Source organism: Paraburkholderia sp. BCC1884 (assembly GCF_900996225.1).
Classification (GTDB): Bacteria; Pseudomonadota; Gammaproteobacteria; order Burkholderiales; family Burkholderiaceae; genus Paraburkholderia.
The window spans coordinates 1,569,686-1,592,982 of sequence record NZ_CAAJGL010000068.1 but is presented as its reverse complement, the minus strand read 5'-3'; the positions used below and the strand labels follow the sequence as shown (position 1 = coordinate 1,592,982).

At 63.6% G+C, this 23,297-nt stretch carries 24 protein-coding genes; 9 read left to right on the top strand and 15 right to left on the bottom strand.

What is annotated here, in order from left to right:
- Positions 1 to 34 precede the first annotated feature (34 nt).
- The 6 genes from FQ705_RS13905 to FQ705_RS13880 form a co-directional block, all read right to left on the bottom strand.
- A complete protein-coding gene (locus FQ705_RS13905; protein ID WP_144141800.1) occupies positions 35 to 622 on the bottom strand; it encodes a lactate utilization protein C in 588 nt (195 codons plus the stop codon).
- Positions 609 to 2,000, bottom strand: coding sequence for a lactate utilization protein B (locus FQ705_RS13900; protein ID WP_144141797.1), 1,392 nt, complete (start codon positions 1,998 to 2,000; stop codon positions 609 to 611). The genes FQ705_RS13905 and FQ705_RS13900 overlap by 14 nt, the downstream gene beginning before the upstream one ends.
- On the bottom strand, positions 1,997 to 2,740 hold the full coding sequence (locus FQ705_RS13895; protein ID WP_144141793.1) for a (Fe-S)-binding protein: 744 nt from the start codon (positions 2,738 to 2,740) through the stop codon (positions 1,997 to 1,999). The genes FQ705_RS13900 and FQ705_RS13895 overlap by 4 nt, the downstream gene beginning before the upstream one ends.
- 202 nt (positions 2,741 to 2,942) lie before the next feature.
- Positions 2,943 to 3,689 (bottom strand): FadR/GntR family transcriptional regulator, encoded by a 747-nt coding sequence (locus FQ705_RS13890; protein ID WP_144141790.1) that lies wholly within the window; start codon positions 3,687 to 3,689, stop codon positions 2,943 to 2,945.
- Positions 3,690 to 3,917: 228 nt separating this feature from the next.
- Positions 3,918 to 5,096 (bottom strand): pyridoxal phosphate-dependent aminotransferase, encoded by a 1,179-nt coding sequence (locus FQ705_RS13885; RefSeq protein ID WP_144141787.1) that lies wholly within the window; start codon positions 5,094 to 5,096, stop codon positions 3,918 to 3,920.
- A gap of 169 nt (positions 5,097 to 5,265) precedes the next feature.
- On the bottom strand, positions 5,266 to 6,747 hold the full coding sequence (locus tag FQ705_RS13880; RefSeq protein ID WP_144141784.1) for an RNA polymerase factor sigma-54: 1,482 nt from the start codon (positions 6,745 to 6,747) through the stop codon (positions 5,266 to 5,268).
- Between the two features lie 512 nt (positions 6,748 to 7,259).
- On the opposite strand from FQ705_RS13880, the gene FQ705_RS13875 reads away from it, so the two are divergent.
- Entirely contained in the window at positions 7,260 to 7,598 is a 339-nt protein-coding gene (locus tag FQ705_RS13875; protein ID WP_144141781.1) for a BON domain-containing protein, read from the top strand.
- Positions 7,599 to 7,758: 160 nt separating this feature from the next.
- Here the strand turns inward: FQ705_RS13875 and FQ705_RS13870 are convergent, their stop codons facing one another.
- Positions 7,759 to 8,211: a PA2169 family four-helix-bundle protein gene (locus FQ705_RS13870; RefSeq protein ID WP_144141778.1), complete on the bottom strand. Its 453-nt coding sequence runs from the start codon at positions 8,209 to 8,211 to the stop codon at positions 7,759 to 7,761.
- Between the two features lie 339 nt (positions 8,212 to 8,550).
- Here FQ705_RS13870 and FQ705_RS13865 point away from each other — a divergent pair, with 339 nt between their 5' ends.
- On the top strand, positions 8,551 to 8,793 hold the full coding sequence (locus FQ705_RS13865; protein WP_144141774.1) for a hypothetical protein: 243 nt from the start codon (positions 8,551 to 8,553) through the stop codon (positions 8,791 to 8,793).
- A gap of 107 nt (positions 8,794 to 8,900) precedes the next feature.
- Here FQ705_RS13865 and FQ705_RS13860 read toward each other — a convergent pair whose 3' ends face one another.
- From FQ705_RS13860 to FQ705_RS13840, 5 genes are all read right to left on the bottom strand, one after another.
- Complete coding sequence (locus FQ705_RS13860) at positions 8,901 to 9,482, bottom strand: hypothetical protein (RefSeq protein ID WP_144141771.1); 582 nt, start codon at positions 9,480 to 9,482, stop codon at positions 8,901 to 8,903.
- 93 nt (positions 9,483 to 9,575) lie between these two features.
- The gene (locus tag FQ705_RS13855; protein ID WP_144141768.1) at positions 9,576 to 9,920 is read right to left on the bottom strand and encodes a DUF1488 domain-containing protein; all 345 of its coding nucleotides are present in this window, start codon (positions 9,918 to 9,920) and stop codon (positions 9,576 to 9,578) included.
- Positions 9,917 to 10,480 (bottom strand): DUF4142 domain-containing protein, encoded by a 564-nt coding sequence (locus FQ705_RS13850; protein WP_144141765.1) that lies wholly within the window; start codon positions 10,478 to 10,480, stop codon positions 9,917 to 9,919. Before FQ705_RS13850 ends, FQ705_RS13855 begins: the two co-directional genes overlap by 4 nt.
- A 31-nt stretch (positions 10,481 to 10,511) precedes the next feature.
- Positions 10,512 to 11,063, bottom strand: a complete 552-nt coding sequence (locus FQ705_RS13845; protein WP_144141762.1) for a type 1 glutamine amidotransferase domain-containing protein — start codon at positions 11,061 to 11,063, stop codon at positions 10,512 to 10,514.
- 128 nt (positions 11,064 to 11,191) lie between these two features.
- Positions 11,192 to 11,536, bottom strand: coding sequence for a chemotaxis protein (locus FQ705_RS13840; protein ID WP_144141759.1), 345 nt, complete (start codon positions 11,534 to 11,536; stop codon positions 11,192 to 11,194).
- 158 nt (positions 11,537 to 11,694) lie between these two features.
- Between FQ705_RS13840 and FQ705_RS13835 the strand changes: the two genes are divergently transcribed.
- Positions 11,695 to 12,978 (top strand): DNA topoisomerase IB, encoded by a 1,284-nt coding sequence (locus tag FQ705_RS13835; protein WP_144141755.1) that lies wholly within the window; start codon positions 11,695 to 11,697, stop codon positions 12,976 to 12,978.
- Between the two features lie 88 nt (positions 12,979 to 13,066).
- Here FQ705_RS13835 and FQ705_RS13830 read toward each other — a convergent pair whose 3' ends face one another.
- Positions 13,067 to 13,363, bottom strand: coding sequence for a hypothetical protein (locus FQ705_RS13830; protein WP_144141752.1), 297 nt, complete (start codon positions 13,361 to 13,363; stop codon positions 13,067 to 13,069).
- Between the two features lie 321 nt (positions 13,364 to 13,684).
- Here FQ705_RS13830 and FQ705_RS13825 point away from each other — a divergent pair, with 321 nt between their 5' ends.
- From FQ705_RS13825 to FQ705_RS13810, 4 genes are all read left to right on the top strand, one after another.
- Positions 13,685 to 14,212 (top strand): PRC-barrel domain-containing protein, encoded by a 528-nt coding sequence (locus FQ705_RS13825; protein ID WP_144141749.1) that lies wholly within the window; start codon positions 13,685 to 13,687, stop codon positions 14,210 to 14,212.
- A 112-nt stretch (positions 14,213 to 14,324) separates the two neighbouring features.
- Complete coding sequence (locus FQ705_RS13820) at positions 14,325 to 14,735, top strand: DUF3175 domain-containing protein (RefSeq protein WP_144142409.1); 411 nt, start codon at positions 14,325 to 14,327, stop codon at positions 14,733 to 14,735.
- A 78-nt stretch (positions 14,736 to 14,813) separates the two neighbouring features.
- Positions 14,814 to 16,133 carry a cation:proton antiporter gene (locus FQ705_RS13815; RefSeq protein WP_144141746.1) on the top strand — a complete coding sequence of 440 codons (1,320 nt, stop codon included), beginning with the start codon at positions 14,814 to 14,816 and terminating at the stop codon, positions 16,131 to 16,133.
- A gap of 82 nt (positions 16,134 to 16,215) precedes the next feature.
- The gene (locus FQ705_RS13810; RefSeq protein WP_144141743.1) at positions 16,216 to 16,794 is read left to right on the top strand and encodes an FUSC family protein; all 579 of its coding nucleotides are present in this window, start codon (positions 16,216 to 16,218) and stop codon (positions 16,792 to 16,794) included.
- Positions 16,795 to 16,895: 101 nt separating this feature from the next.
- Here FQ705_RS13810 and FQ705_RS13805 read toward each other — a convergent pair whose 3' ends face one another.
- Positions 16,896 to 17,858 (bottom strand): cupin domain-containing protein, encoded by a 963-nt coding sequence (locus FQ705_RS13805; RefSeq protein ID WP_144141740.1) that lies wholly within the window; start codon positions 17,856 to 17,858, stop codon positions 16,896 to 16,898.
- Between the two features lie 116 nt (positions 17,859 to 17,974).
- On the opposite strand from FQ705_RS13805, the gene FQ705_RS13800 reads away from it, so the two are divergent.
- Positions 17,975 to 18,358, top strand: coding sequence for a carboxymuconolactone decarboxylase family protein (locus FQ705_RS13800; RefSeq protein WP_144141737.1), 384 nt, complete (start codon positions 17,975 to 17,977; stop codon positions 18,356 to 18,358).
- A gap of 111 nt (positions 18,359 to 18,469) precedes the next feature.
- On the opposite strand, the gene FQ705_RS13795 is transcribed toward FQ705_RS13800, so the two are convergent.
- The gene (locus FQ705_RS13795; protein WP_144141734.1) at positions 18,470 to 19,519 is read right to left on the bottom strand and encodes an aldo/keto reductase; all 1,050 of its coding nucleotides are present in this window, start codon (positions 19,517 to 19,519) and stop codon (positions 18,470 to 18,472) included.
- A 334-nt stretch (positions 19,520 to 19,853) separates the two neighbouring features.
- Here FQ705_RS13795 and FQ705_RS13790 point away from each other — a divergent pair, with 334 nt between their 5' ends.
- Positions 19,854 to 23,150 carry an autotransporter outer membrane beta-barrel domain-containing protein gene (locus FQ705_RS13790; RefSeq protein ID WP_260854478.1) on the top strand — a complete coding sequence of 1,099 codons (3,297 nt, stop codon included), beginning with the start codon at positions 19,854 to 19,856 and terminating at the stop codon, positions 23,148 to 23,150.
- Positions 23,151 to 23,297: the final 147 nt, after the last annotated feature.

The window sequence follows — 23,297 nt, the reverse complement described above, 5'->3', positions numbered from 1 at the left end:
TCCGTGGGGTGAGCCGTCTGCAGTGCAGTCTTTTTCAGGCGGGCGCCATCCAGACCACCGTCAGCGAGCGCACGCCCTGCGCGCCGCGAATCAGCACGCCTTCGATATCCGCCGTCGCCGAAGGGCCGGTGACGAGCGCCGCGTAGCGGGCATCGCGGAAGTCGTCGCGCCGGTAGACATCCTGCAGGCCGTCGAGCAGTTGGGTGGGGTCGAGCAGCACGACCAGGTGCTGCACGATGTACCCGAGCGCGTTGACCACGTACTCGCGCTCACTGAACCACACCGAGCCGGTTTCGGCGACGCCAAAGCGCGCCCGTACCACGCCGACATCGATGTCCTGCAACGAAGCCGGTTCGGTGGCGGCGTTCAGCGCGCGCGTACCGGGCACTTCGGGTGTCGCCGAGGCAATCGAAGCCGCTTCGCCGAACCGCTCGCGAATCAGCCCGAGCACGCCGCCCGTATCGGCGACATCGACGCAAGTACCGCCCATCGCCTGCAAAGCCGTCGTGAATCGCGCACGCGGCTCGCCGTCCGGCGCCTTGAATAACGGCACCTCGGGACGCGGCCGCGCCGGCGGTTGGGCCTGCCGCACCTTGGCCAGAAAAGCTTCACGCGTTGCCATCTTTTTCTCCGCGATTTTTCTTGTACCAGGCGTGGAAGGTCAGCTTGGGCGCCTCCGGCAACTCGCGTTGCTTGCCCCAGATGTTGAGCGGGTTGTACAGCACGAAATTCGGCAGACGTCGCAACGCGCTGCCCATCGACGACACCGTCGCGCGATACAGCGTCGGGCTCGCGAGCAAGCGCCCCGCCATCTTCAGCACTTCCTGTTTGACGAACGGCACCTCGTGCTGCTCGGCGATGACCGAGCGCCACTTGTAGATCTGCTCGTGAATATTGATCTTCACTGGACACACGTTGGTGCAACTGCCATTGAGCGTCGACGCAAACGGCAGTGCGCTGTAGCGTTTCAGGTCGTAGGTCGGATTGATGATCGCGCCGATCGGCCCCGAGTACGTGCCGCCGTACGACAGACCGCCGCTGCGTCGATAAACCGGACAGGTGTTCATGCACGCGCCGCAGCGGATGCATTTGAGCGAGAACCAGAAGTCTTCCATCGCGAGCCGCTCCGAGCGGCCGTGATCGACGAGGATGAAATGCATTTCGGTGCCGGGGCGCGGCGCGCGAAAATGCGAGGTGTATTGCGTGATCGGCGAGCCCAGCGCGCTGCGCGACAGCATGCGAATGAACACGCCGAGGTCCGACACTTTCGGAATCACCTTCTCGATTCCGATCGACGCGATATGCAAAGGCGGCACATTCGCCGACAAATCCGCATTACCTTCGTTCGTGCAGACGACGACCGTACCCGTCTCCGCCACCGCGAAATTGCAACCGGTCATGCCGGCCGTTTTTTCGCGCACGAAGTAAGGCCGCGTGTTCATCCGCTGACTCTCGGCGAGGTAGTGAATATCGCTGTTCTTAGGATCGGTGCCGATGGTGCGGCCGAACAGTTCGGCGACATCCGCGCGCAGCTTGTGAACTGCGGGCACCACCATGTGACTCGGGTCCTGATGATCGAGCTGCTGGATGCGTTCGCCCAGATCGGTTTCCATCACCGTAATGCCGCGCGGTTCGAGATATTCGCGCATCTTGCATTCGTCGGTGAGCATCGACTTGCTTTTGACGAGCGTCGTCATGCCGCGCTCGGACATGATCTGATGCACGAGCGCGTTGTGCTCTTCGGCCGTGGCAGCCCAATGCACCGTCACGCCATTCGCCTCGGCCGCCGTCGCAAACTGCTCGAGATAGCCCGACAGATTCGACAGCGCATGTTCCTTGATGCCCGACGCCAACTCGCGCAAGGTCTCCCATTCGGGCATGCCGTGTGCCTGCTGATCGCGCTTCTCACGCAAATCCCACAGACGCCTGTCGTGAAACGCGACGTGCTCTGTCTTCTTGATGAAAGCGCCCGCGGCCTTCGCGTGATCGATACGGTTCATGCGCGTGCTCCGTTGAGGACCTGCGCGATATGAATGAAGCGCGCGTCCGCCTTCATGCGTTCGGCGCAGCCTTGCTGGTGCATCAGGCAGGACATGTCGCCGGACACGATGTATTCGGCGCCCGCGTTGAGGTGATCGCGTACCTTGTCCTGGCCCATGCGCACCGACACCGGCTCTTCCGTCACCGAGAAGGTGCCGCCGAAACCGCAGCATTCGTCGGGCCGTGCGGGCTTGACGAATTCGATGCCTTTCACGCCTTCGAGCAAGGTGCGCGGTTTCGAAAACGGCGTACCGGCCACCTCGGATATCGACGCTTCCTTCAGATGCCGCAGTGCGCTGCAACTGTTGTGCAGGCCGATACGATGCGGAAACTCGGCCCACGGAAATTCACGCGCGCCCACCACGTCGTGCAGAAACTCGACGAGTTCATAGGCGCTTGCACGGACCTTCCTGACTTCGTCGGTCTGCTCGAGCGCGGTGAGATGCTCGCGCACGTGATGAATGCAACTCGCCGACGGTCCGACGATGTAGTCATAACCCGCGAAGTTACGCGCGAACACGCGTTCCGTGCCGGCCGCCTCGACATGTGCGCCGCTGTTGGCCATTGGCTGACCGCAGCAGGTCTGCTCCTGCGGATAGTCGACCTCGATGCCGAAGCGTTCGAGCAATTCGAGCGTGGCGATCGCCACTTCGGGATAGAACGCATCGATGAAGCACGGGACAAACAGGGCGACTTTCATAAGCTCTTTGAAAAGAAAAGCGGCAGTCGGCGATTCACCTACTCTACTGCGGAATCGGGGATAACTCCGCGGTTCTTCATCGCTCAGTAAGACTGGTATTGTTGGTCTGACCAAGAAATATAAGCAAGTCGCCCGAAGGTGTCAACTGGAGGAAGCTGGGGGTGCCACGGTGCAGTACGCGATGGCGCGTACCGCGTGTCAATCAGGAATTCACGGCAGACGAAGGCTTCGCCGCATCTTCCCGGTACATTTCGCGAACGTAGGCCAAATGCTTTTCGGCCGCCTTGCGGGCCTTTTGCGCATCGCGCGTCATGACCGCGTCGTAGATGGCCTGGTGCTGGGTCATCAGCTGTTTTTCCATGGCGTCGTCGTAATCGATCAGCCGATGGTATTGGCGCATGCCTTCGCGAATCAGCGTGTGGATGCCGTGCATCACATGCGCCAGTGCAATGTTGTGCGTGGAGTCGGCAATCGCCAGGTGAAACGCGGCATCGAGCTCGGCAAGGTTGACGCGGTCTTGCGACAGCGAACCCGCCTTCAACGCCTCGAACGCCTCGCGGATTTTTTCCAGGTCGGCCGGCGTGGCGCGCTCGGCGGCATACACCGTCGAAATCGACTCGAGGCCCTGGCGTAGTTCCAGAATATCGGCACTGGTACGCGGATTCTGCAGCAGCAGTTCGGCGAGCGGCTTGGAGATGATCGGCGCGGTGACGTCGACCACCGTGAAGCCGCCCCGACCCGACGTTTCGATATAGCCGTCCGCTTCCAGTCTGATGAGTGCTTCCCGCAACGACGGCCGCGACACGCCGAGTTGCGTGGCCAGATCGCGTTCGGCCGGCAGGCGGTCGCCGGGCATCAGCGTGCCGTCCGAGATCAGTTGCTTGATCTGGTCGGACACCACGTCGGAAAGCCGTTTGCGCGTGAAAGACTGGATCGGGGAAAATTGCATAAGCAGCGATGGGGCGAGCCGGTTGATGAGGCAGTCTCTCGGACGGAGCATGAGCGCTTGTGCGCGCCCTGAACGACTCTGCCTCAGGGACGCTCAAGCGCGGAATTATACCGTTCTATGGGCTGTCCCGACTTCACCCGCTAGCCAGGGCGTTCGCATTGCGGACGGCTGAATCCCTGCTCCCGGCGCAATAAGGAACGGCGTCCAGACCAGCAGCGTGACGCCCTGTCAGCGACGCTGCAGTCCTCCAACAAACGCCGCGATCCGCTTGCATGCATCGATCAGACGCGCCTCGTCGACCACGAATCCCAACCGCACGAAACCACGCGCGGAGTCGCCGAAGGCGCTCGCATCGAGCACCGAGACGCCCTGCGCACGAAACAGCTGCCACGTGAAATCGACCGTCTCGAGGCCCGTACCGCTGACGTCGACCATCATGAACATGCCGGCCTCGGGTAACAGGCAGCGCAAACCGGGCACGCGATGCAGCCGCTCGAACACTACATCACGCCGATGCCGGTAGAGTCCGCGCATTTCAGCGGTGATCGCGGCCTTGTTCTGAAAAGCCGTCAAGGCGGCTTGCTGGATAAAACCCGGCAAGCCGTAAAGCATCGCGAGCGCGAGCCGCCCCATATGTTCGATCAACTCGGCGGGCCCGATCGCCCAGCCAACCCGCCACCCGGCCATCGCATGCGACTTCGACAGACTGCCGATCGTCACGGTACGCTCCGCCATGCCCGGCAGCGAAGCGATGCTGACATGCTCGCGCTCGAACGTGAGGTCCGCGTAGACCTCGTCGGAGAGCACCCACAAATCGTGCTGCTGGGCGAGCCGCGCAATCCGTTCGAGGTCCGCGCGCGGCATCACCACGCCAGTCGGATTGCAGGGAGTCGCGAAAAAAATGGCTCGCGTGCGCGGCGTGACGGCGGCTTGGAGCGCCTCGCAGTCGAGGTGAAATGCGCGCGCAGGATCGACCGGCACCGCCACGAGGATAGCGCCCGCCGCCCGCGCACAGGCTTCGTAGGTGAGATACATCGGCTCGGGGACGATGACCTCGTCGCCCGCTTCCAGCAGACATAGCGAAGCGGCGAACACGCCGTTCTGCGCGCCTGCCGTGACGATCACATTGGCAGCGCCGACCTCATGGCCGCTCATGCGCGCGTGCTCCCGGGCAATCGCGGCACGCAAGGGTTCGCGCCCGGCGATAGCGCTGTAATGCGTATCGCCACTACGCAGTGCCTCCACCGCGCGCTCGACGATCGGCGCAGGCGTGGCGAAGTCGGGGTCGCCTACGCTCAGCACGATCACGTCCTCCCCGTTCGCCAAGGCCTGCTGCGCAGCCCGGTGAATTTCCCACGCCGACGTGCGCCGCCCTCGCAGGCCTTCGACCCGGTTCGAGTACTTCATTGCATTCGCCCTGTTGCCGGTGGAGCCGCCAATGTAATGGGGACTGCGCGAAACGTCCAGAAACTAAAAAGCGCCACGCGGCTCAACACGTGGCTGGCCTTGCGTGGCGCCTCGGCTTCGCCTGCATTCCGTCTCGCGGGCGAAGCGTGCGCGTTGACTCTGGGCGCGTTTAAATCTGGCGGCGCAGTTCCGCCGGCGGCACCTTCATCAGATGCCGGTATTTCGCCACGGTACGGCGCGCGACCAGCACGCCCTGATCGGCGAGCATCTTGGCCAGCGACACGTCCGACAGCGGATCGCGCGTGTTTTCCGCAGCGATCATTTCCTTGAGCAACGCCCGCACCGCCGCAGCCGAACAGGTGCCGCCGCTTTCCGTGCCGAGTTCGCGCGGGAAGAAATGCTTGAATTCGAAGATGCCGCGCGGCGTGGCCATATATTTGTTGCCCGTGGCGCGCGAAATGGTCGACTCGTGCAGACCGAGTTCGTCGGCGACATCGCGCAGCACCATCGGCTTGAGCGCGATTTCACCGTACTGGAAGAAGGCCTTCTGATGCGCGACGATGCACTCCGCCACGCGCTGAATCGTATCGAAGCGCTGCTGCGCATTGCGAATCAGCCAGCGCGCTTCCTGCAACTGTTGCGCGAGCGGCGAGCGGCTCGCGCCTGCGGATTGCGCGAACAGTTCGGCGTACATGCGGTGGATGCGCGCACGCGGCTGCACCGCCGGATTGATTGCGACTGCCCATTTGTTGCGAACCTGCCGCACGATCACGTCGGGCACCACGTAGTTGTCTTCCGTGCGGCCGTAGCAGTTGCCCGGCTTCGGGTCGAGCTTGCGCACCAGCGCGCAGGCTACCCGCAGGTCGTCGGCGCTGCAGCCGATCTGCTTTTGCAGTTCGGCCTGCTCGCGGCGAGCGAGCCGCTCGAGATGATGTTCGACGATTTCGCGTGCCACGTCGCGGCCCGGCGTGTCCTCGGGCAACGCGTTGACCTGCAGCAACAGACATTCCGACAGCGAACGCGCGCCCAGTCCGGGACGGTCGAGCGACTGCACCAGACGCAACGCGACCAGCAGTTCGTCTTCGGTCAATTCGGGTTCGAGATCGACGCTGTCGGCCAGATCGGACAGCTCCTGACGCAGGTAGCCGTCGTCGTCGAGCGCTTCGATGATGAAACGGGCCACCGCGCGATCGCGATCGTCGAGACGATAGAGGCGCAGCGAATCGTGCAACTGCTCGCGCAGCGTCGGCTGCGAGCGGGCCCATTCGGCCGGATCGCTGCCATCGGAGTCGCCGTTCTGACGCGTCGAACTGCGGCTGCTGTAGTCGCCGGAGAAATCGCCGGGCACGTCGTCGGGACCTGCGCTTTCCATCGTGTCGCTGCTGCCGCTGTCGGCCGGCAACGAATCGGGTTCGGCCGTCGCGACCGTGTCGGTGGCAGGCATCGCGCCCATCTCATCACCCGTGGACGCCGTTGCGAGCGCGACATCTTCCGTCTCCGACGAGTCGTACTCGAGGAACGGGTTCGTGTCTAGCGCGGTGCGCAACTCCTGCTGGAACTCCAGAGACGACAGCTGCAACAGTCGCACCGATTGCTGCAGACGCGGCGTGAGTGCGAGAGACTGCCTTGTGCGTAGTTCAATGGAAGGCATTGTAGTGAGGTCCCGTTAATAGCTGAAAAATGGTGAGTGACCTCTACAGAGCAACTGTCGTACCAGCTCGCGCAACACACTGTTTTTTCTAGGCTTTGCATTTTCAGGCCCGCCAATTGCGGAGGTCGCGTGCGCCCTTTTTTACAAGCACCCGGCAAATTCAGGTCTGCCCCGCCGCAAGGGCGTGCGCGGGGTTCGAGCGCGCTGACCCGTTCTATTCCTCTGCCTAAATACATGTGCCGTAAAGGCTTTTCGTCTTTGCCGCTGATTGCGTGGCGAAGCAGGCACACAGCTTGCGAACGAGCACTGTGTGGACGGACGTCGGTCCTTGCACGCGAAACAGCGGGTCGAATCACTCGCGCAACGCATGCATGGACCGGCGCCCGGTGTCGATAACGGGCCCTGACGGAACCGTAGCGGCAACGATCCCACGCGTGTCATCAGCGGTTACGACCGCGATCGACCGCAGGTAACAAGACCGCAATCTTTTATCAACACCTGAAGGAGAAACCATGAAGACCATCCAACTTCTGAAGACCGCTGGTAGCATCGCTTGCCTCGCATTCGCCCTGAACGCCACGGCGCAGACCGCTGCTTCGGCTCCGTCGGCGGCGTCGGAAACCGTCGGTCAACACGTCGACGACAGCACGATCACCACCAAGGCCAAGGCTGATCTGCTGGCCGCGTCGAACGTCAAGTCGACACACATCCACGTGAAGACCCGCAAGGGTGTGGTGTGGCTCACGGGCTCGGTGCCGTCGGCTGACGACAAGGCCGCTGCCGGCGAAGTCGTGGAAGCCGTGAAGGGCGTGTCGAGCGTGAAGAACCATCTGAAGATCGCCGCGGAATAACATCGCGCGATAGTGGGTTGAAGTGCGCCGGCCTCGTGCCGGCGTTTTCATATCTGGATGCCGTTGAAGTCGCGTACAAAAAAGCCGCTCGCAAACGCGAGCGGCTTTTTCTTTGCGGTGGCTGGCCGACGCTCCGTAGAGCGTCGACCGAACTACTCAATTACCGACGAGTCGCCGCATACTGATCGCGCAGATCGCGCACGCGGTCATGGTTTTGCAGCACGCCCTGATACTGGCGTTCGACAACGGCTCGCACGTCCACCGGCAATTCCTTTTCGAGCGCGTCGTGATAGCGCTTCTTGGCGACGTCTTCGCCCTTCTCACACTCGGCCAGAATGTCGTGGTCGCTGCGGTCGGTCACGGCCGACTTCACGTCGACCCACCCGCGATGCAGGGCGCCGCTCATGCTGCCGCCCGTTTCGGGTTTGCCGCCAAGACCTTGAACCACATCCTGCAGCTCACGTGCGCCGCGCGTGCAGTCTTCGGCACGCGAGAGGAACAGCGTTTTCAGTTGCGCGTCGTGGGCATCTTCAGCTGCCTTGCGAAAGCCCTTCTCGCCATCCTTCGACGTTTCGACCAGATCGTTCAGCACGGAAACAACGTTCGTAGCCATTCAATACCTCCGGGTTTCGTTGACGATGATCCGTCGCGCGCGCCTCGTGACGTGTGCCACATATCGCATGTTTCGCGCGACGGGGTTCATCGATTGATTCGCATGATGCGTGCCTGGCCGGTCTCACGAGAGAGGCCTTGCGCAGTGCGTGATCGAAGCCTGGCAATCTTGCCGGAACACGTAAATGTTGCCCGCATCGCCACCTCCGTGAGCGGCTGGAACGCCCGCACGACGGGGGCTCCGAGCGATGGCACGGGGGTTGCTTAATCTATCCCGCCCAGGCATTCAGTGCCGACGAATCGAGAACAACGGGCAGGCAAAAACGACAGGGAGCCTTACATGAAAATCAGGCGAGCGGAGTATCTGGTAGCTATCGCGATCGTGACGTCAGCCGCCGTGCTGCAGATTCGCGAACATATGATGCATCACGGCGTTGAGTCAGCGACCATGCACGAGACAGGCACCACTTGCGGCGCAGCCCATGACGGTCTCGTACCCGCCGCGTGCGAGCCGACTCGCGACGAAAGCGCGGACCATCGCGGCGTCGAACCGCAACACGGTGCGTCGCAGATCTGGGTTTAGGCTTAACCTCACTTCGTACCTACTTACGCAGAGCATTAAAAAAACGGCCCGATGCAGATCGGGCCGTTCTGTTGTCCAGCTCTTCAGTCACCTGGCCGGGCGCAATCTCAGGCGCGATGCTCGCTGAACTCGTTCAACGGTACCGGCGTCTTGAGCGGATCGAAGTCCGCCCAACGCCCCTGCTGCCAGCGGCCGCTCGCGCGCTCGATCGCCACGCCACCGGCTTCGCGTAACACGCGCGCGGCGTCGAACTGATTGTCGGGCGAGACATGCACCGCGACCAGCACGCCGGAATCGCGGGTCTCTTCATGAAGCGGCGATCGTTGCCCCGCCTGACCGCCTTCGCGGGTACGAGCCATGGCGCCGACCAGCGATCCGACATACGCCCCTACGCCGGCCGCGATCAGCGACACGATGATCGGTGCCGAGAAGGCCGCGAAAATCCCGACGCCCACCACCGCACCCAGCACGGCACCAATGGTCACGCCCATGCCCGCGCCTTTCGGCGCGCCACGCGCCGCCGGGTCGGTATCCCTGTCGCCGCCGATGGGATAACGCGCATGCTGGCCGCGCGGATTCACAAAAAACAGCGTGACGTCTTCTTCGACGAAACCTGCGTTGAAGAGTTTTTGCGCCGCGTCTTCGGCGGCGGGAAAAGTCGTAAAACGTGCTGCGACGATGAGTGACATGAGGCCTCCTTGCATCGTTGATTAGCGTATGCGGACCGGGCGTGCGTCGCGTGCCCGCAGCGGATGCGGCGCGAGCGTCGGCGCCCGTCTTACCTACGCCGTGGCGCCGCGATCCGGTTCCATGCCTTCCACTCTGAACAGTCCGCTATGCAACACTACGCCTTCGCCATGATTCTGGTCGAGCGCTTCGGCGCACACTGAGCGGATGCGATTGCGACCTTTGTCGAAGGCAGCCATGAGGGTCGCCTCCAGCGCTGATTCCGCGCCGAAATGATCTTCCAGGGCTTCAGCCGTAATGGCACACACCACCGCTTCGCCCTCCACTCGCGCCATAAAGCGAACGATCAGATTCGCGCCGTCGAAAGCCGGCTTGTCGTCGGAAAAGGTGATCTGCATAAGAGAATCCTCATAGGCCGGCCGCGGCAGGATCGCGTTCATGACGAACCCTTCATGGCGCCGGCGAGTTGCTGAGCCATCGCGAGGTGATGTTTGATGGTGGGCAGCGCGTGGGCGGCGGCCGCCTTCAGCTGCGCGTCGGTGCCGCTCTGACTCTCCTGCGTGAACAGATCGACGGCGCGCTGATGCGCCTCGAGTCCGACCTGCTCGACGTAGGCCTGATCGAACTCTTTGCCCTTGAGCGACTGCAACTTGCCAACCAGCGCCGAATCCGCCGACGGCGTCGTACTGAAGCCCTTCTTCGCCACGAGCGCCGCCATCCCATGCGAGAGCTTCGTATGGTCGACGATCATCTGCTGCGCGAATTTCTTCACATGCGGGTCGCTCGAATTTTTCAGCGCGATCTTGCTGGCCGCGATTTCCGTGGCATCGGACTGCGACGCGTCCTGCACGAATTGCTGGTCAGCCGGCGAAAGCTTGGTGCCACTGACCGGCGCATCGCTCGCGGGTGCGTCGCTGGCTTGCGCGTGGACCGCGCCGATCGACGCCACGCTCATGCCGAGCGCGATCGTCACCACTTGTAGGGAATACCGGAGTTTCATGCATTTTCTCCCTGGTCGACGCAAGCGACGCTCACGCTGCCTTGCGTTTGGACAGTTGAGCGATCAGCGTTTTGTTGAAAGCGGGCAGATCGTCGGGTTTGCGGCTGCTGATCAGATTGCCGTCCTCCACGACTTCCTGGTCCACCCACGTGCCGCCCGCGTTGCGAATATCGTCTTGCAGGCTGGGCCAACTCGTCACGGTGCGTCCCTTGATGATGCCCGCCGACACGGGCAGCCAGGTGCCGTGACAGATCACCGCGATCGGCTTCTTCGCGACGTCGGCGGCTTTGACGAAGGCTTGCGCCTGCGGCAACACACGAATCGCATCGCCGTTCACCACGCCACCGGGCAAAACCACTGCGTCGTAGTCGTCGACGCTCGCCTTGTCGAAGGTCGTATCGACTTCGACCGCGTCGCCCTTGTCGACGTGTTTGAAGCCCTGGATCTTGCCGGGCTTTGCAGAGATCACATGGACGGTGGCGCCGGCTTCGGCGAGCGCGCGTTTTGGCTCGACCAGTTCGGCCTGCTCGAAACCGTCGACGGCCAATACCGCGACCTTGTATCCATTCAGATTGCCAGCCATGAGGTGCTCTCCTTCACATTAGTGCGTGAGGCTTGGCGCGTAGCGCCGCAGCCTCTCGATATAAGCCTCGTTCAGCAATAGCCGTGCCCGTGCCTGGCGCGCGCCGGCCAAGGGCTGCCAGTGTCCGATCACAGGCCGTGCGGATCGTCGTCGAGGCCGTCGTCATCGCTTGGCGCCAACGGGTCGATGAAGCGATCCGGTTCGATGTCCGCGTCGGGCGTCAAGGTCGAGTCTCCGTCGGCGGCGGCACGCTCACCCGTGCCGGCACGATCCGTATCGCTGGCCAATTCAGCGGCGCCGGTTTCGAGCGCGTGATTATCGAGTTCACTATCGATATCGAACTCATGGCGTTTGGCGCCGGCCATATCGCTGCCGCTGTCCGACGAATCGCTCGGACCGAGCGTGCCAGTCGTACCGGCGGTTTGCTTGACGACCTGTTGCGGCTCGTCATCGGGGTTCAGTGTGCTGCTCATTGCGCTCTCCTTGGTGATGTGCGGATGTGTTCCAAGGTTCGCAAGGACTGTTCCGCTCACGCTCGACGCAGTGCAACACGCGCGGTAGGCATCGGCTTTGCTTGTGAACAGACACCGGTGCAAGACGCGCCTCACGCCTGAAATTTCTACTTGCGACGATGCCCACTACTTCCGCTTCGACACCCCGCAGCCCCGAGCGCGCCGACGACGACGCGAAGCAATCCGTGCCCGTTGCGATGCCGCCCGGTCTGCGGCATGCCGACGACACCCAACCCGGTTACACGCGCAAACGTGACAAGACCGGCTTCGCGTACTTCGACGTCGCGGGTAAGCGCATCGACGACGAAGACGAGATCAAACGTATCAACGCGCTCGCCGTTCCGCCCGCTTACGAAGACGTGTGGATTTGTCCCGATGCGCGCGGCCATATCCAGGCCACCGGTCGCGACGCGCGCGGCCGCAAGCAGTACCGCTATCACGCTCGCTGGCGCGAAACACGCGACGCGGACAAATACGAGCGCATGGCCGAGTTCGGTCGCGCACTGCCGAAGATTCGCGCGCGGGTGGCACGCGATCTGAAACTTCCCGGTATGCCGGGCGACAAAGTGATTGCGGCGATCGTGCAGTTGCTCGATACCACACTCGTGCGTATCGGCAGCGTGGAATATGCGCGCGACAACCAGTCGTATGGACTCACGACACTGCGCAAGAAGCACGTGAAAATCGAAGCCGGTCAACTGCGCTTCAAATTTCGCGGCAAGAGCGGCATCGATCACGACGTCACCGTGGACAATCCGCGTATCAAGCGCATCGTACGGCGATGCGCCGAACTGCCGGGCCACGATCTGTTCCAGTATCTCGACGACGACGGCGTGCGTCACACCGTCGGTTCGGCTGACATCAACGACTACCTGCGACGCGCGAGCGATGCGGACTTCACAGCCAAGGACTATCGAACCTGGGCCGGTAGCGTCTACGCGCTGGCCGCGCTGCGACGCTTGATATGCAATAGCGCGGCAGAAGCGCGTCACCATATCGTTGCGACTGTGAAGGACGTGGCCGCGCTGCTGCGCAACACGCCTGCGGTATGCCGACGCTGCTACATTCACCCTGCGGTAATCAGCGCGTTTGAAGCGGACGAGTTGCAGACTCTGCCACCCGGCCAGTCGCGCCGCGGATTGAGAGTCGACGAAGTCGCGTTCGCCGCCCTGCTGGCACACGCGGAAAAGCGCGCGGCGAAACTCGCGCGCCAGGCGGGCGCGAAGGGTCGCAAGGTGCGCGAATCGGCGGTGACCCAGAGTATCGACGGATCGATTGCGAGCCTGCTCAAGAAGTCACGCGTTGTGCGTAAAGAGGCTGCTGCCAAGGTCGAATCAAAAGCAGGTACGAAAGGCCTGCGACGTGCGGCAAAGCCGAGTGAAGCCAAGCAGGCAATGCGCTGAATTCGCCGGCCAGCCAGTTGACATGATTGCGCGCCCGTATCGGGCGCGCAGTTTCAACGATTGTTGTCAGCGACGGCATCAACTGTGATTACTGTCCTTTGGTATCGCTGCTTGCATCGGCACCCGGCATGTTGGTCGAGTCCGTCATGGGCTTCTTCGTTTTTGTTTTCGATTTCGAGTGATTCATTTTCATCGAGCCCGAACTCATCGCGCCGGAAGCAGACGCGCCGCCCGTGGTCGGCGCCGCGGTCGCCGCGCCGTGCGCGTTGCCCGAGCCGCCGGTACCGCCGTTGCCGCCATTACCATTGCCACCGCCCGCTTGCGCGAACGCCGCGCCCGACATGGCGAGAAGTGCCGATACCAGCAATGCCTTTGAATGTTTCATTGAAGTCTCCCTGGGTAAATGGACAGCGTGCCGAGCGGCGTCGTTTCAAAGCTGCCTACCGCACGGCAGTGGATCGCGCTGTTGTCCATGGTTCAGCAAGCGCTATGCCGCACTGGATAGATCGGAACCCCGTAACGCGAGCTTGGGAACCTCGCGTTTAAAAAACCTGGGCGCGACGGGACGAAATAATTTCAAGCTTCCGCAGCCTTTTACGTGGCCGCCATCGATCGACGCGAGCCTGGCGGCCCACCAACCCGTCGATCCTGAAGGAACGCCGGTTGCTGAGCCATAGGCACACCCAACCTGTAGAGGAGTCACATCATGCTCAACCAGACACAGACGCAAGGCACTATGCGCACGGACCAGGGCGCGACCATCGTCGGCAAGGGCGGTGCAACGGCGGAAGGTCCCGGGCCGGACGTGATGGCGGCGGCCACCCTCGACGGCAATAAGGTGTACAGCAGCGACGGCGAGGACATCGGCAAGATCAAGGACATCATGCTCGACGTCGGCTCTGGACGCGTTGCCTATGCCGTGCTGTCGAGCGGTGGCTTTCTCGGCATCGGCGACAAGCTGCTTGCCATTCCCTGGCATGCGCTGACGCTCGACACGCAGCAAAAGTGCTTCGTGTTGAACATGACTGCGGAGCACGTGAAAAACGCGCCCGGATTCGACAAGGATCATTGGCCCTCGATGGCGGACCAGACTTGGGCGACCTCCGTGCATCAGTACTACGGCAGCGAACCGTACTGGGGCCGCGATCGGTATGATCGTCGCGATGACGTAGGCGTCGGCGACATTCCGGCAGGATCTTCCGATGCGCCCGAAGCCGGCGGACTGAAGCTCTAATCCGCGACCGGAAACAACGCGCCGGCTAGCCGCGAAGGTGGCAGCCGGCGCGTTGTTTTTGAGCCGACGCTCCGTCGGCGTATTCCTGACTATCGACATGGGAGGCACGATCATGGCCGCCAGCAAGTCCACTAGCCGATCCCGACGTCCGGTTGCGCGAGGCAAGTCGGGCCGACCGCCCCGCCAGCGTCATGCGCAAGCGCACGCAGCACATCGCGCAAAAAACACTTCTGGTAGCGCGGCGAAGCGCTCGCGGAAGTGGTCGCATCACGTGATGGAAACCAGCGACGCGATGGATATCGAACACGACATTTTCAAAACCGGCAGCGCGGAGACGATTGCGAAATCGCTCAAACAGTCTTCGATGAAGAGTCGTCGGCGTAAAGGCACGCCGTTCCAATCGGCCATGTCGATGCTGAACTTCTACATCAACCGCGCCGGTAAAAATCTGCCTAAGACGCGTCGTGATACTTTGCAGCAGGCCAAACGCAAATTGCGCGAAGCATTCGGACGCGCGCCCTGAGGCAGCGCGCCGGTCTGGCGTTCATCTTCAACCGGTCACGCATGGGTCGGATGCCCTGCTGGCCATTACCGGATGCTCATGCACGAAACATTGTGGTTTCTCATCGTCGGCGCGGTGCTCGTTTTCATGGGCATAGCGGCCACGACACTGCGGCGGCTGCCCGTCAGCGCAGCCATGTTCTACCTCGCCATCGGCTACCTGCTCGGTCTGCCCGGCATCGACCTGTTGCGGCTCGACATGGTGGCCGACGCGCACATTCTGCGCACGATCACCGAGGTCGCGCTGCTCGTCTCGCTGTTCGCCATCGGCCTGCGATTGCGGCTCGGCGTCCTCGAAAAACTGTGGACCGTGCCGCTGCGCCTCGGCTTTCTCGCGATGCTGGCCACCATTCCGCTGCTGACGCTGTTCGGTGTGTACGTCCTGCATCTCGGCTGGGGACCGGCCTTGCTGCTCGCCGCGATCCTGGCGCCCACCGATCCCGTGCTGGCCCACGACGTCCAGGTGCACAGCGCCGGCGACCATGACCTGTTGCGCTTCGCGCTATCGGGTGAAGGCGGCTTGAACGACGGCATCGCCCTACCGTTTGCGGTGCTAGGCCTCGCGCTCTGCGCCACACCCGCCGCTCAGGCAGGCGCCTTGTTCAACTTCGCGCTGGCCGGCAGCATCGTGTGGGGCGTGGCGGGCGGAATCGCGATTGGCGGCCTGCTCGGCTGGGCCACCACGCATGCGGTGGCGTGGCTGCGCACACGCCACGCGCAGGCGCTCGGGCTTGAGGGTTTCTTCGCGCTGGGCTTGATCGAGTTGTCGTTCGGCGCTGCACAACTCGCTCACACGTATGGCTTTCTGGCCGTGTTTGCTGCGGGCGTCGCGATGCGGCGCGTCGAGCATCGCGCGAGCGGCAGCGTCTCGCCGCGTCAGGCCATCGGCACGGTGGATTCGGAAGACGTCGAGGCGACGGCCGCGGACCCGAGCAAAGCGCACGCTTACATGACGGAGTCGGTGCTCGGCTTCACCATCGAACTCGAACGCATCGCCGAAGTCGCGGTGATGGCGATGGTCGGCAATGTGCTCGCCACCCTGCACGCGCCGCTTTTCACCTGGCAGACCGTGGCCCTGACCGCCGCGCTGTTCGTGATCGTGCGACCGGTGTCGGTGGAGTTGTCCCTGCTCGGATCGAGCGCCACGCCGACCCAGCGGCGCCTGATGAGCTGGTTCGGCATACGCGGCATCGGCTCGTTCTACTACCTTGCCTACGCGCTCGAACAAGGCAAGGCCGCCGACGTCGCGCCGCTCGTGCCGCTGACGCTCGCGGTGATCGCAGCGTCAGTCGTGATTCACGGCGTCTCGGCCACGCCGTTGATGAACTGGTATCACCGGCTGCGCAGCCACGAACCCTGACGCTTGTCGCCGGGCGGGCAGATCGTAAATTGGAGTCGTTAGAATACGGGACCTTCATGCTGCAATAAAACCTCTTCTTTCGATGACCCCACCCGACCCCTACGACGCATCAAAACGTACAGCACGGGCAGGCGCGGCCAACTCGCTGTTTGCTTTTCTCAAGGCCTTGCCGTTTCACGAACGGCTCGTCGAGGGCAGTTTCATGGCCGTGCAGGCCGTCACCGGCGCGAGTCTGGCGTTCGAGATCGGGCGCGCGCTGCACACCGAACAGGCATTCTGGGCGTCGATCACGGCGATCGCGGTCAGCCAGCACAGCTATATCGACACCCGCAACCTGTCGCGCGATCAATTCATCGGCGCGATGGTCGGCGGCGTCTGCGGGCTGATCGGCGTGACGCTGGGCGGCGGTTATCTCGCCGCCTACGCGGCCGCGGTGGCCGCCGCGATCGTGATCTGCTGGATCCTGAACGTGGGTAGCGCGGCGCGCCTGGGCGGCATTACCGCGACCATCATGCTGCTGGTGCCGGGTCTGGGGCCGGCATGGGACGCCGCTCTTGTGCGTCTTGGCGAAGTGACGCTCGGCACCGTGTGCTCGCTCACGGTGGCGCTGTTGATGTCGTGGGTCGAAGTACGCTGGTTTGGGAAGCCGGGTAGAAACTAGTTCGGCGGGGTGTGGCCACTTCGTTGCCCGTCCCTGAGCCGTTCGTTGGCGGGGCACTGCCGGGTCGTTGCTTTTTGTACAGTCGTCGGCCCGGCCGCCCCTCAGCCTTCGTTCGAATCGGCTTCCGGCTGCTGGCGCCGGTATCGCCCCGGCGTCAGCCCGATGCTTTGCGCGAACGCCTTGCCGAACGCCGCTTCCGATTGATACCCCACCGTCTCGCCGATTTCCGCCGCACTGCGCTGCGTGCGCCGCAGCAGATCGCAGGCGATCGTCATCCGGATCTGCGTGAGGAAGTCCATCACCGTAACGCCCGCGCGCTCGTTGAAATGACGCGCATAGGTGGCGCGCGACATGGCCGCGAGATCGCCGAGTTCGGCAATGGTCCAGGGCCGCTCGGGCTCGTTCAGCATGCCTTGTACGGAAGCCCCCAGACGCGCGTCGGCGAGCAGGGCGAGCACGCCCGAGGTCGCCGGATTCTGACCGCCGTGCACGCGCAAGGCCATGGCGAACAGCGCATGACTGAGCGCCGTGACGATGGCCAACGCTCCCGGTTGACGGTGTTCCGCCTCGGCGCGCATCAGCGCGATCACGGTCTGCAGCGAGCCTAGCGTCTGTACATCGCCGAGCGACACGTGCAGTGGGTCGGGCAGCGCGTTCATCAGCAAGGCGGACGATCCCGGCGCGTAAACGAAGCGGCCGCAAAGCAGATCGAGATCGTGCCGAGGCTGCGCCTCGCCGCCCGTTTCATCGGATGCCTGGTTGCGGCGTAACGGCAGCATGCCGTCGTGGCTCAGCGCCATGGGCGCGGGCTCGCCGGCAAGTTCAGTATCGCGCACCCGATGCGCCGCGCCGCGGGGAAACAGCATGAAATCGCCCGCGCGCAACGGCACGCGCGCGCCATTGGCGGTCTCGACCACACACGCGCCGTCGAGCACCAGATGGAACGGCGCGACGCCCGCCTCCATCGGCGCATGATTGATGTCGAAGCCGCCTGCGAGCAGGCAGCGCAAATCCAGACTGCCTTGCGGGCGGGCCAGGTCGATCAGGCGGCTAAGCGTATCCATGAGACGATCGCGCTAAAAGTTGAGCGATTCGAGTATTCAGGATATCGACGTGCAGCGCAATACTTGTCTCACGACGCCGGCACCTGCCGACGCGCAGCAGACCAAGGAGCATTGCCATGTTGAACTGGATCGATTACCGCAAAGCACTGTTCGGCCGCATCGGCGAAATCGGCAAACTGTCGCCGGAAACCGTGCGGGGTTATCAAACACTGTCGGGCGCCGGCAATAAGAAGGATGTACTCGGCGCAAAAACGCGCGAGCTGATTTCACTTGGTGTTGCAGTCAGCCTGCGGTGTGACGGCTGTATCACCGTACACACGGCAGAAGCGCTGAAACACGGTGCGACGCGCGACGAGATTGCCGAAGCGCTGGGCGTAGCCGTCGCGATAAATGCAGGCGCCGCGATGGTGTACTCGGCGCGCACGATGGACGCGGTCGCCGCTTATACGGCCGACGCGGCCGACGCGGCCGAAGCAACCGCTGCAGCAACAGCCGGGTAAGTCGCGCGGCTGAACGCCAGGCGTGCCCGGTGGCGGGTGTCAGTGGCAACGCGCTTCAAGGGCGCGCCATGCCGACGCGCCCGCCATCTTCACCTTCTCCTGACGCGCCGCCTACTGCGGATGCCGCGCCTCTTCGAGTTGCTTACGGCGCGCTTCACCTTGGCGCTCCAGCATCCAGCCCGGATATTCGGCGGGCAGCGTGCTGACCTTGTCGAGTTTGGCGAGTTCATCGGCGGTGAGCGTCACCTGGGTGGCGGCGATATTGTCGTCGAGTTGCTCGACTTTCTTCGCGCCGACAATCACCGTGCTGACCACCCGCTGATGCAGCAGCCACGCGAGCGCGATCTGCGCAACCGAGACCTTCTTGCTGTCCGCGATGTCGCGCATCACGTCGATGCAGTCGTAGGCACGCTCGCGATTGACCGGCGGAAAATCGAAAGTCGTGCGGCGGCTGCCCGCCTCGCCCTGCTGCTCGCGTCCATACTTGCCGCTCAGCAAGCCACCCGCGAGCGGACTCCACACCATTAGCCCAAGTCCTTCGCTGTGCAGCATCGGCACGAGCTCACGTTCGAGGTCGCGTCCGGCCAGGGTGTAATACGCCTGCAGCGTTTCGAAGCGTGCAAGCCCGAGACGCTCCGAAATGCCGAGCGCCTTGGCAATCTGCCAGGCCGCCCAGTTCGACACGCCGACATAGCGCACATGCCCGTGCTGCACCAGCGTATCGAGCGCACGCACGGTTTCTTCGATCGGCGTGGCCGGATCGAAGCCGTGGATCTGATACAGGTCGACGTGATCGAGTTGCAGGCGCTTCAGACTCGCCTTCACGCCGTCGATGATGTGGTAACGCGACGCACCGCGCGCGTTCGGAAATTCGCCGGTCGGGCCGAATACCTTGGTCGCCACCACCACCTGATCGCGCGGCACCTTGAGGTTCTTCAGCGCCTGGCCGGTGATCTGTTCGGACAGGCCTTCGGAATAGACATCGGCTGTGTCGATGAAATTGATGCCCGCATCGAGCGCCCGGCCCACCAGCCGCTCCGCGTCGCCCTGCTGCAGATCGCCGATCTGCTTCCAGATGCCTCCGCCACCGCCGAAAGTCATCGTACCCAGACATAGTTCTGAAATAAACACACCGGTACGGCCTAGCTGGTTGTATCGCATCGTCGAAACTCCGTCGTCGCTTCGTGGGAAGGTGAGCCGTAGAGAATACGGCAATTGGCGAAACTCGGCAGCGACGCTATTTCAAACTCCTTACGATCTCCGAACGATACGAATGGCGGCAAAATCCCGGCAAGTTTTGCGTGCCCCGCGAGCATGTCGCAACGCCATCGGCAAATAAAACTCGACGCGGTTGGCACGTGGCGTGAGTGATCTGCAACACATCCGTCCGATGCACACCGGCCGTTTGGAAAGTCGGTGTAAGCCGTGTATAAGTCGGTCCATTCCACTCAATCAAGCGGCGCCTTCTGTTGTTCCTTGACGGGGAACCCCACGTATGAAGAAGAGTCTTGGGATGGGTCTGGGCGGCATCGTGCTGTTGTCGCGCGCGCTGACGCCCTCCGCGATGGCCGCGTGCAGCAACACGGCTCCCGCGAGCAACACCACCGTGACGTGTACCGGCAGCGGTCTCGCCGCGGTCACCGCGCAAACCGGCAGCACGGGTGTGACGATCAACGCCGACAACACGGCCTCCGGCAGTTTCCTACGCAGCGCCAATGCCACCGTCTTCAGCGTCGATACGAGTAGCACGATCAACAGCAGCGGCAATTTTTCGCTCACCGGCAGCGGCAGTTCGGGGACCGTGCGAGGCGCGGTGCTGCTCGGTGTGGGCAACGGCAATCAGATCACCAATGCGAGCGGCGGTGCCATCGTCACGAGCGGTGCGTTCAACGACGGCATGGGCGCGAACGGCAGCGGCAATACGCTCGTCAATAACGGCTCGATCACGACCAGCGGCCCGAACGCTTATGGCATGACCGCGGCCTGGGGGCAGTCGAATGTCGGGCAGTCGAACAACACGCTGACCAATAGCGGTTCGGTGAACACCTCGGGCAGCAATGCGCGCGCGGCATCGATCCTCGGCGGCAGCGGCACCATCAGCAACAGCGGCTCGCTCGCCACCACGGGCGCAACGAGCCCGACGGCCTACATGCAAGGCAACAACGACCAGTTGATCAATAGCGGGACCATTAGCGCGAGCGGCGCCGGCTCGGACGCCGTGTTCTCGAACACGGCGGGGTCGAGTTTTGCGGCGACGATCCAGAATCTCGCGGGCGGCAGCATCGTCAGTCAGAACGGTTCCGGCATTCGCACCTTGAACGGCAACAGCACGGTCATCAACGCGGGCCTCGTGCAAAGCGGTATCGGCACCGCGATCACGATGGGCAACGGCAACGATCAACTGATCCTGCAAACCGGCTCGGTCATCAATGGCACGGCCGACGGCGGCGCGGGTTCGAATAGCGTGGCCTTGCAGGGCTCGGGCACGGCGTCGAACGCCTTCAATAATTTTCAGACACTGTTGATGCAAGGGGCGTCGTGGAACTGGACCGGCTCCGGCAACTTCACGCTTGCGCGTGTGCAAACCGGCACGCTGAATCTGACGGGCACGCTCGGTGCCACGGCGACGGCGCTCGTCGATAGCGGCGCAACCTTGCAGGCGAACGCGCAGAACCTGCCGTCGACCGTGACGGACAACGGACTCGTGCGTTTCGCGCAGGACACCGCCGGGACCTACACAGGATCGATCGGCGGCACGGGCTCGCTCGACAAAACCGGCGCCGGCATCCTGACGCTCGCGCCAGCATCGGCGAGCGGCAACAGCTATGCCGGCGGCACCACCCTCGATCAGGGCACGCTCGCCGTCGCCGCCGACAACGCGCTCGGCGCGAGCAACGGCGCGGTCTCATTCAACAGCGGCACGTTGCAATTCAACGCCGCGTTCAATCTGGCGGCCACGCGTGCCATCACACTCGCAGCAGGCGGCGGCACGATCGATACCCAATCGTTCGATACGACGCTCACGCAAGCCGTGTCCGGCACCGGCGCGTTGATTAAAGTTGGCAGCGGCAGCTTGCTGATGACCGGCCTGAGCACCTACAGCGGCGCGACTACCGTGGCGGCCGGCACGCTGGCGCTCGGCGACGCTGCCCACGCCGGTGCGGCGCTCGCCGGCGGCGGCGGCGTCACGGTGGCCAGCGCCGCCACGCTCGGCGGCTACGGCAGCGTGAGCGGCCCGGTGACGAACAACGGCACGCTGGCGGTGGCGAATGCGTTGCCGTCGCTCGCGAGCGAGGGCAACGGCGCGTTCACGATCAACGGCTCGCTGGTGAATGCCGGGCTCGTGCAGATCGGCGGCACGGGCGCCTCGACGGTGGGCAACCTGCTCAACGTGGCGGGCAACTATAGCGGGCAGAACGGCACGATCGGCATGAATACCGTTGTCGCGGGCGATGGTGCGGCCTCCGACAAACTGGTGCTCAATGGCGGCACCGCGACAGGTTCAACACGCCTGCAAGTGACCAATCGCGGTGGATTGGGTGCGCAGACCGTGGTCGACGGCATCGAACTGATCCAGGCGAATGGCGGCGCGACGACGGCCGCCAGCGCCTTCACTCTCGCCTCGCCCGTGAAGGCGGGGGCGTATTCCTACTATCTCGCGAAGGGCGGCGTGGACAGCGGCACCGCGAATAACTGGTACTTGCGCAATACGGTTGCGCCGGCCGTCGCGTCAGGTGAGCCAGGTGAGACATCGTCCGACATGTCCGGCGTACCAGTGGCCGCCGACGGTACGCCGCCGTTGCCGGCGCCCGGGCCTGCAGGCTCCGCGCCAACCCCGCTCTACCGCGTCGAAGTGCCCGTGTATGCGACGGCACCTGGTGTGGCGCGTGAACTGGGCGTGATGCAGATCGACACGTTCCATGACCGCCAGGGCGATCAGGCCTTGCTGGATGAAAACGGCAAACTGCCCGCCGCCTGGGGCCGCGCGTGGGGCGGCCATAGCGTGCTGAGCCAGGATGGCGCGGCGAGTCCGCAATTCGATGGCTCCGTGTATGGCATCCAGGCGGGCCAGGATCTGTATGCCGACACGAGCGCGAGTGGTCAGCGCAATCACTACGGCCTGTTCGTCGGATTCGCGCGAGCCACTGGCGATGTCGACGGCTTCGCGCTCGGCACGCCGAATCTCGCGGTCGGCCATCTCGCGATCAACGCCTACAGTCTCGGCGGCTACTGGACGCATGTCGGCCCGGGCGGCTGGTACACGGACGCCGTCTTGATGGGCAGCTCGCTCACTGTCGATCCGCTCTCGCGCGACGACGTCGGCGCAACGACCCACGGCAACGCGGTCACGGGCTCGCTCGAGGGCGGCCTGCCGATTGCGCTCGGCGCCGGCCTGTCTCTGGAGCCGCAAGCGCAACTCATCTGGCAGCACCTCGCGCTGGACGATTTCAACGACGGCGTCTCGACCGTGGGCTTCAATCGCGGCAATACCTTCACCGGACGCGTCGGCGCGCGCCTGCAAGGCCAATTCGAGGCGTTCGCGACCGACTGGCGGCCCTATCTGCGCGCGAGCTTGCTGCGCACATTCGGCGCCGACGACAAGGTCGACTTCAACGGCACGAGCGTGATGCTCGGAAGCGTCGGCCAGACGGCGGCGCAACTCGGCGCGGGCGTGGTCGGTCGATTCAGTGCGTCCGGCAGCGTGTTCGCCACGCTCGGCTGGCTGACCAACGTGGGCGGTGCGCATCAGCGAACCGTGACGGGAGACGCGGGTGTGCGGTGGGTCTGGTAGCGCCGCGTGAGCGCAGGCACGATCCCGGGCCAGTCATGCGGCAAGTCCCGGCGAAGGGGCCGAAAAACTGCGAGACTGAGGCCTGACCCGGTCGTTTTTGTTCGCTGTTTTTGCCGCGCACGGATGCGTGCGCTCTGGATATGGCTC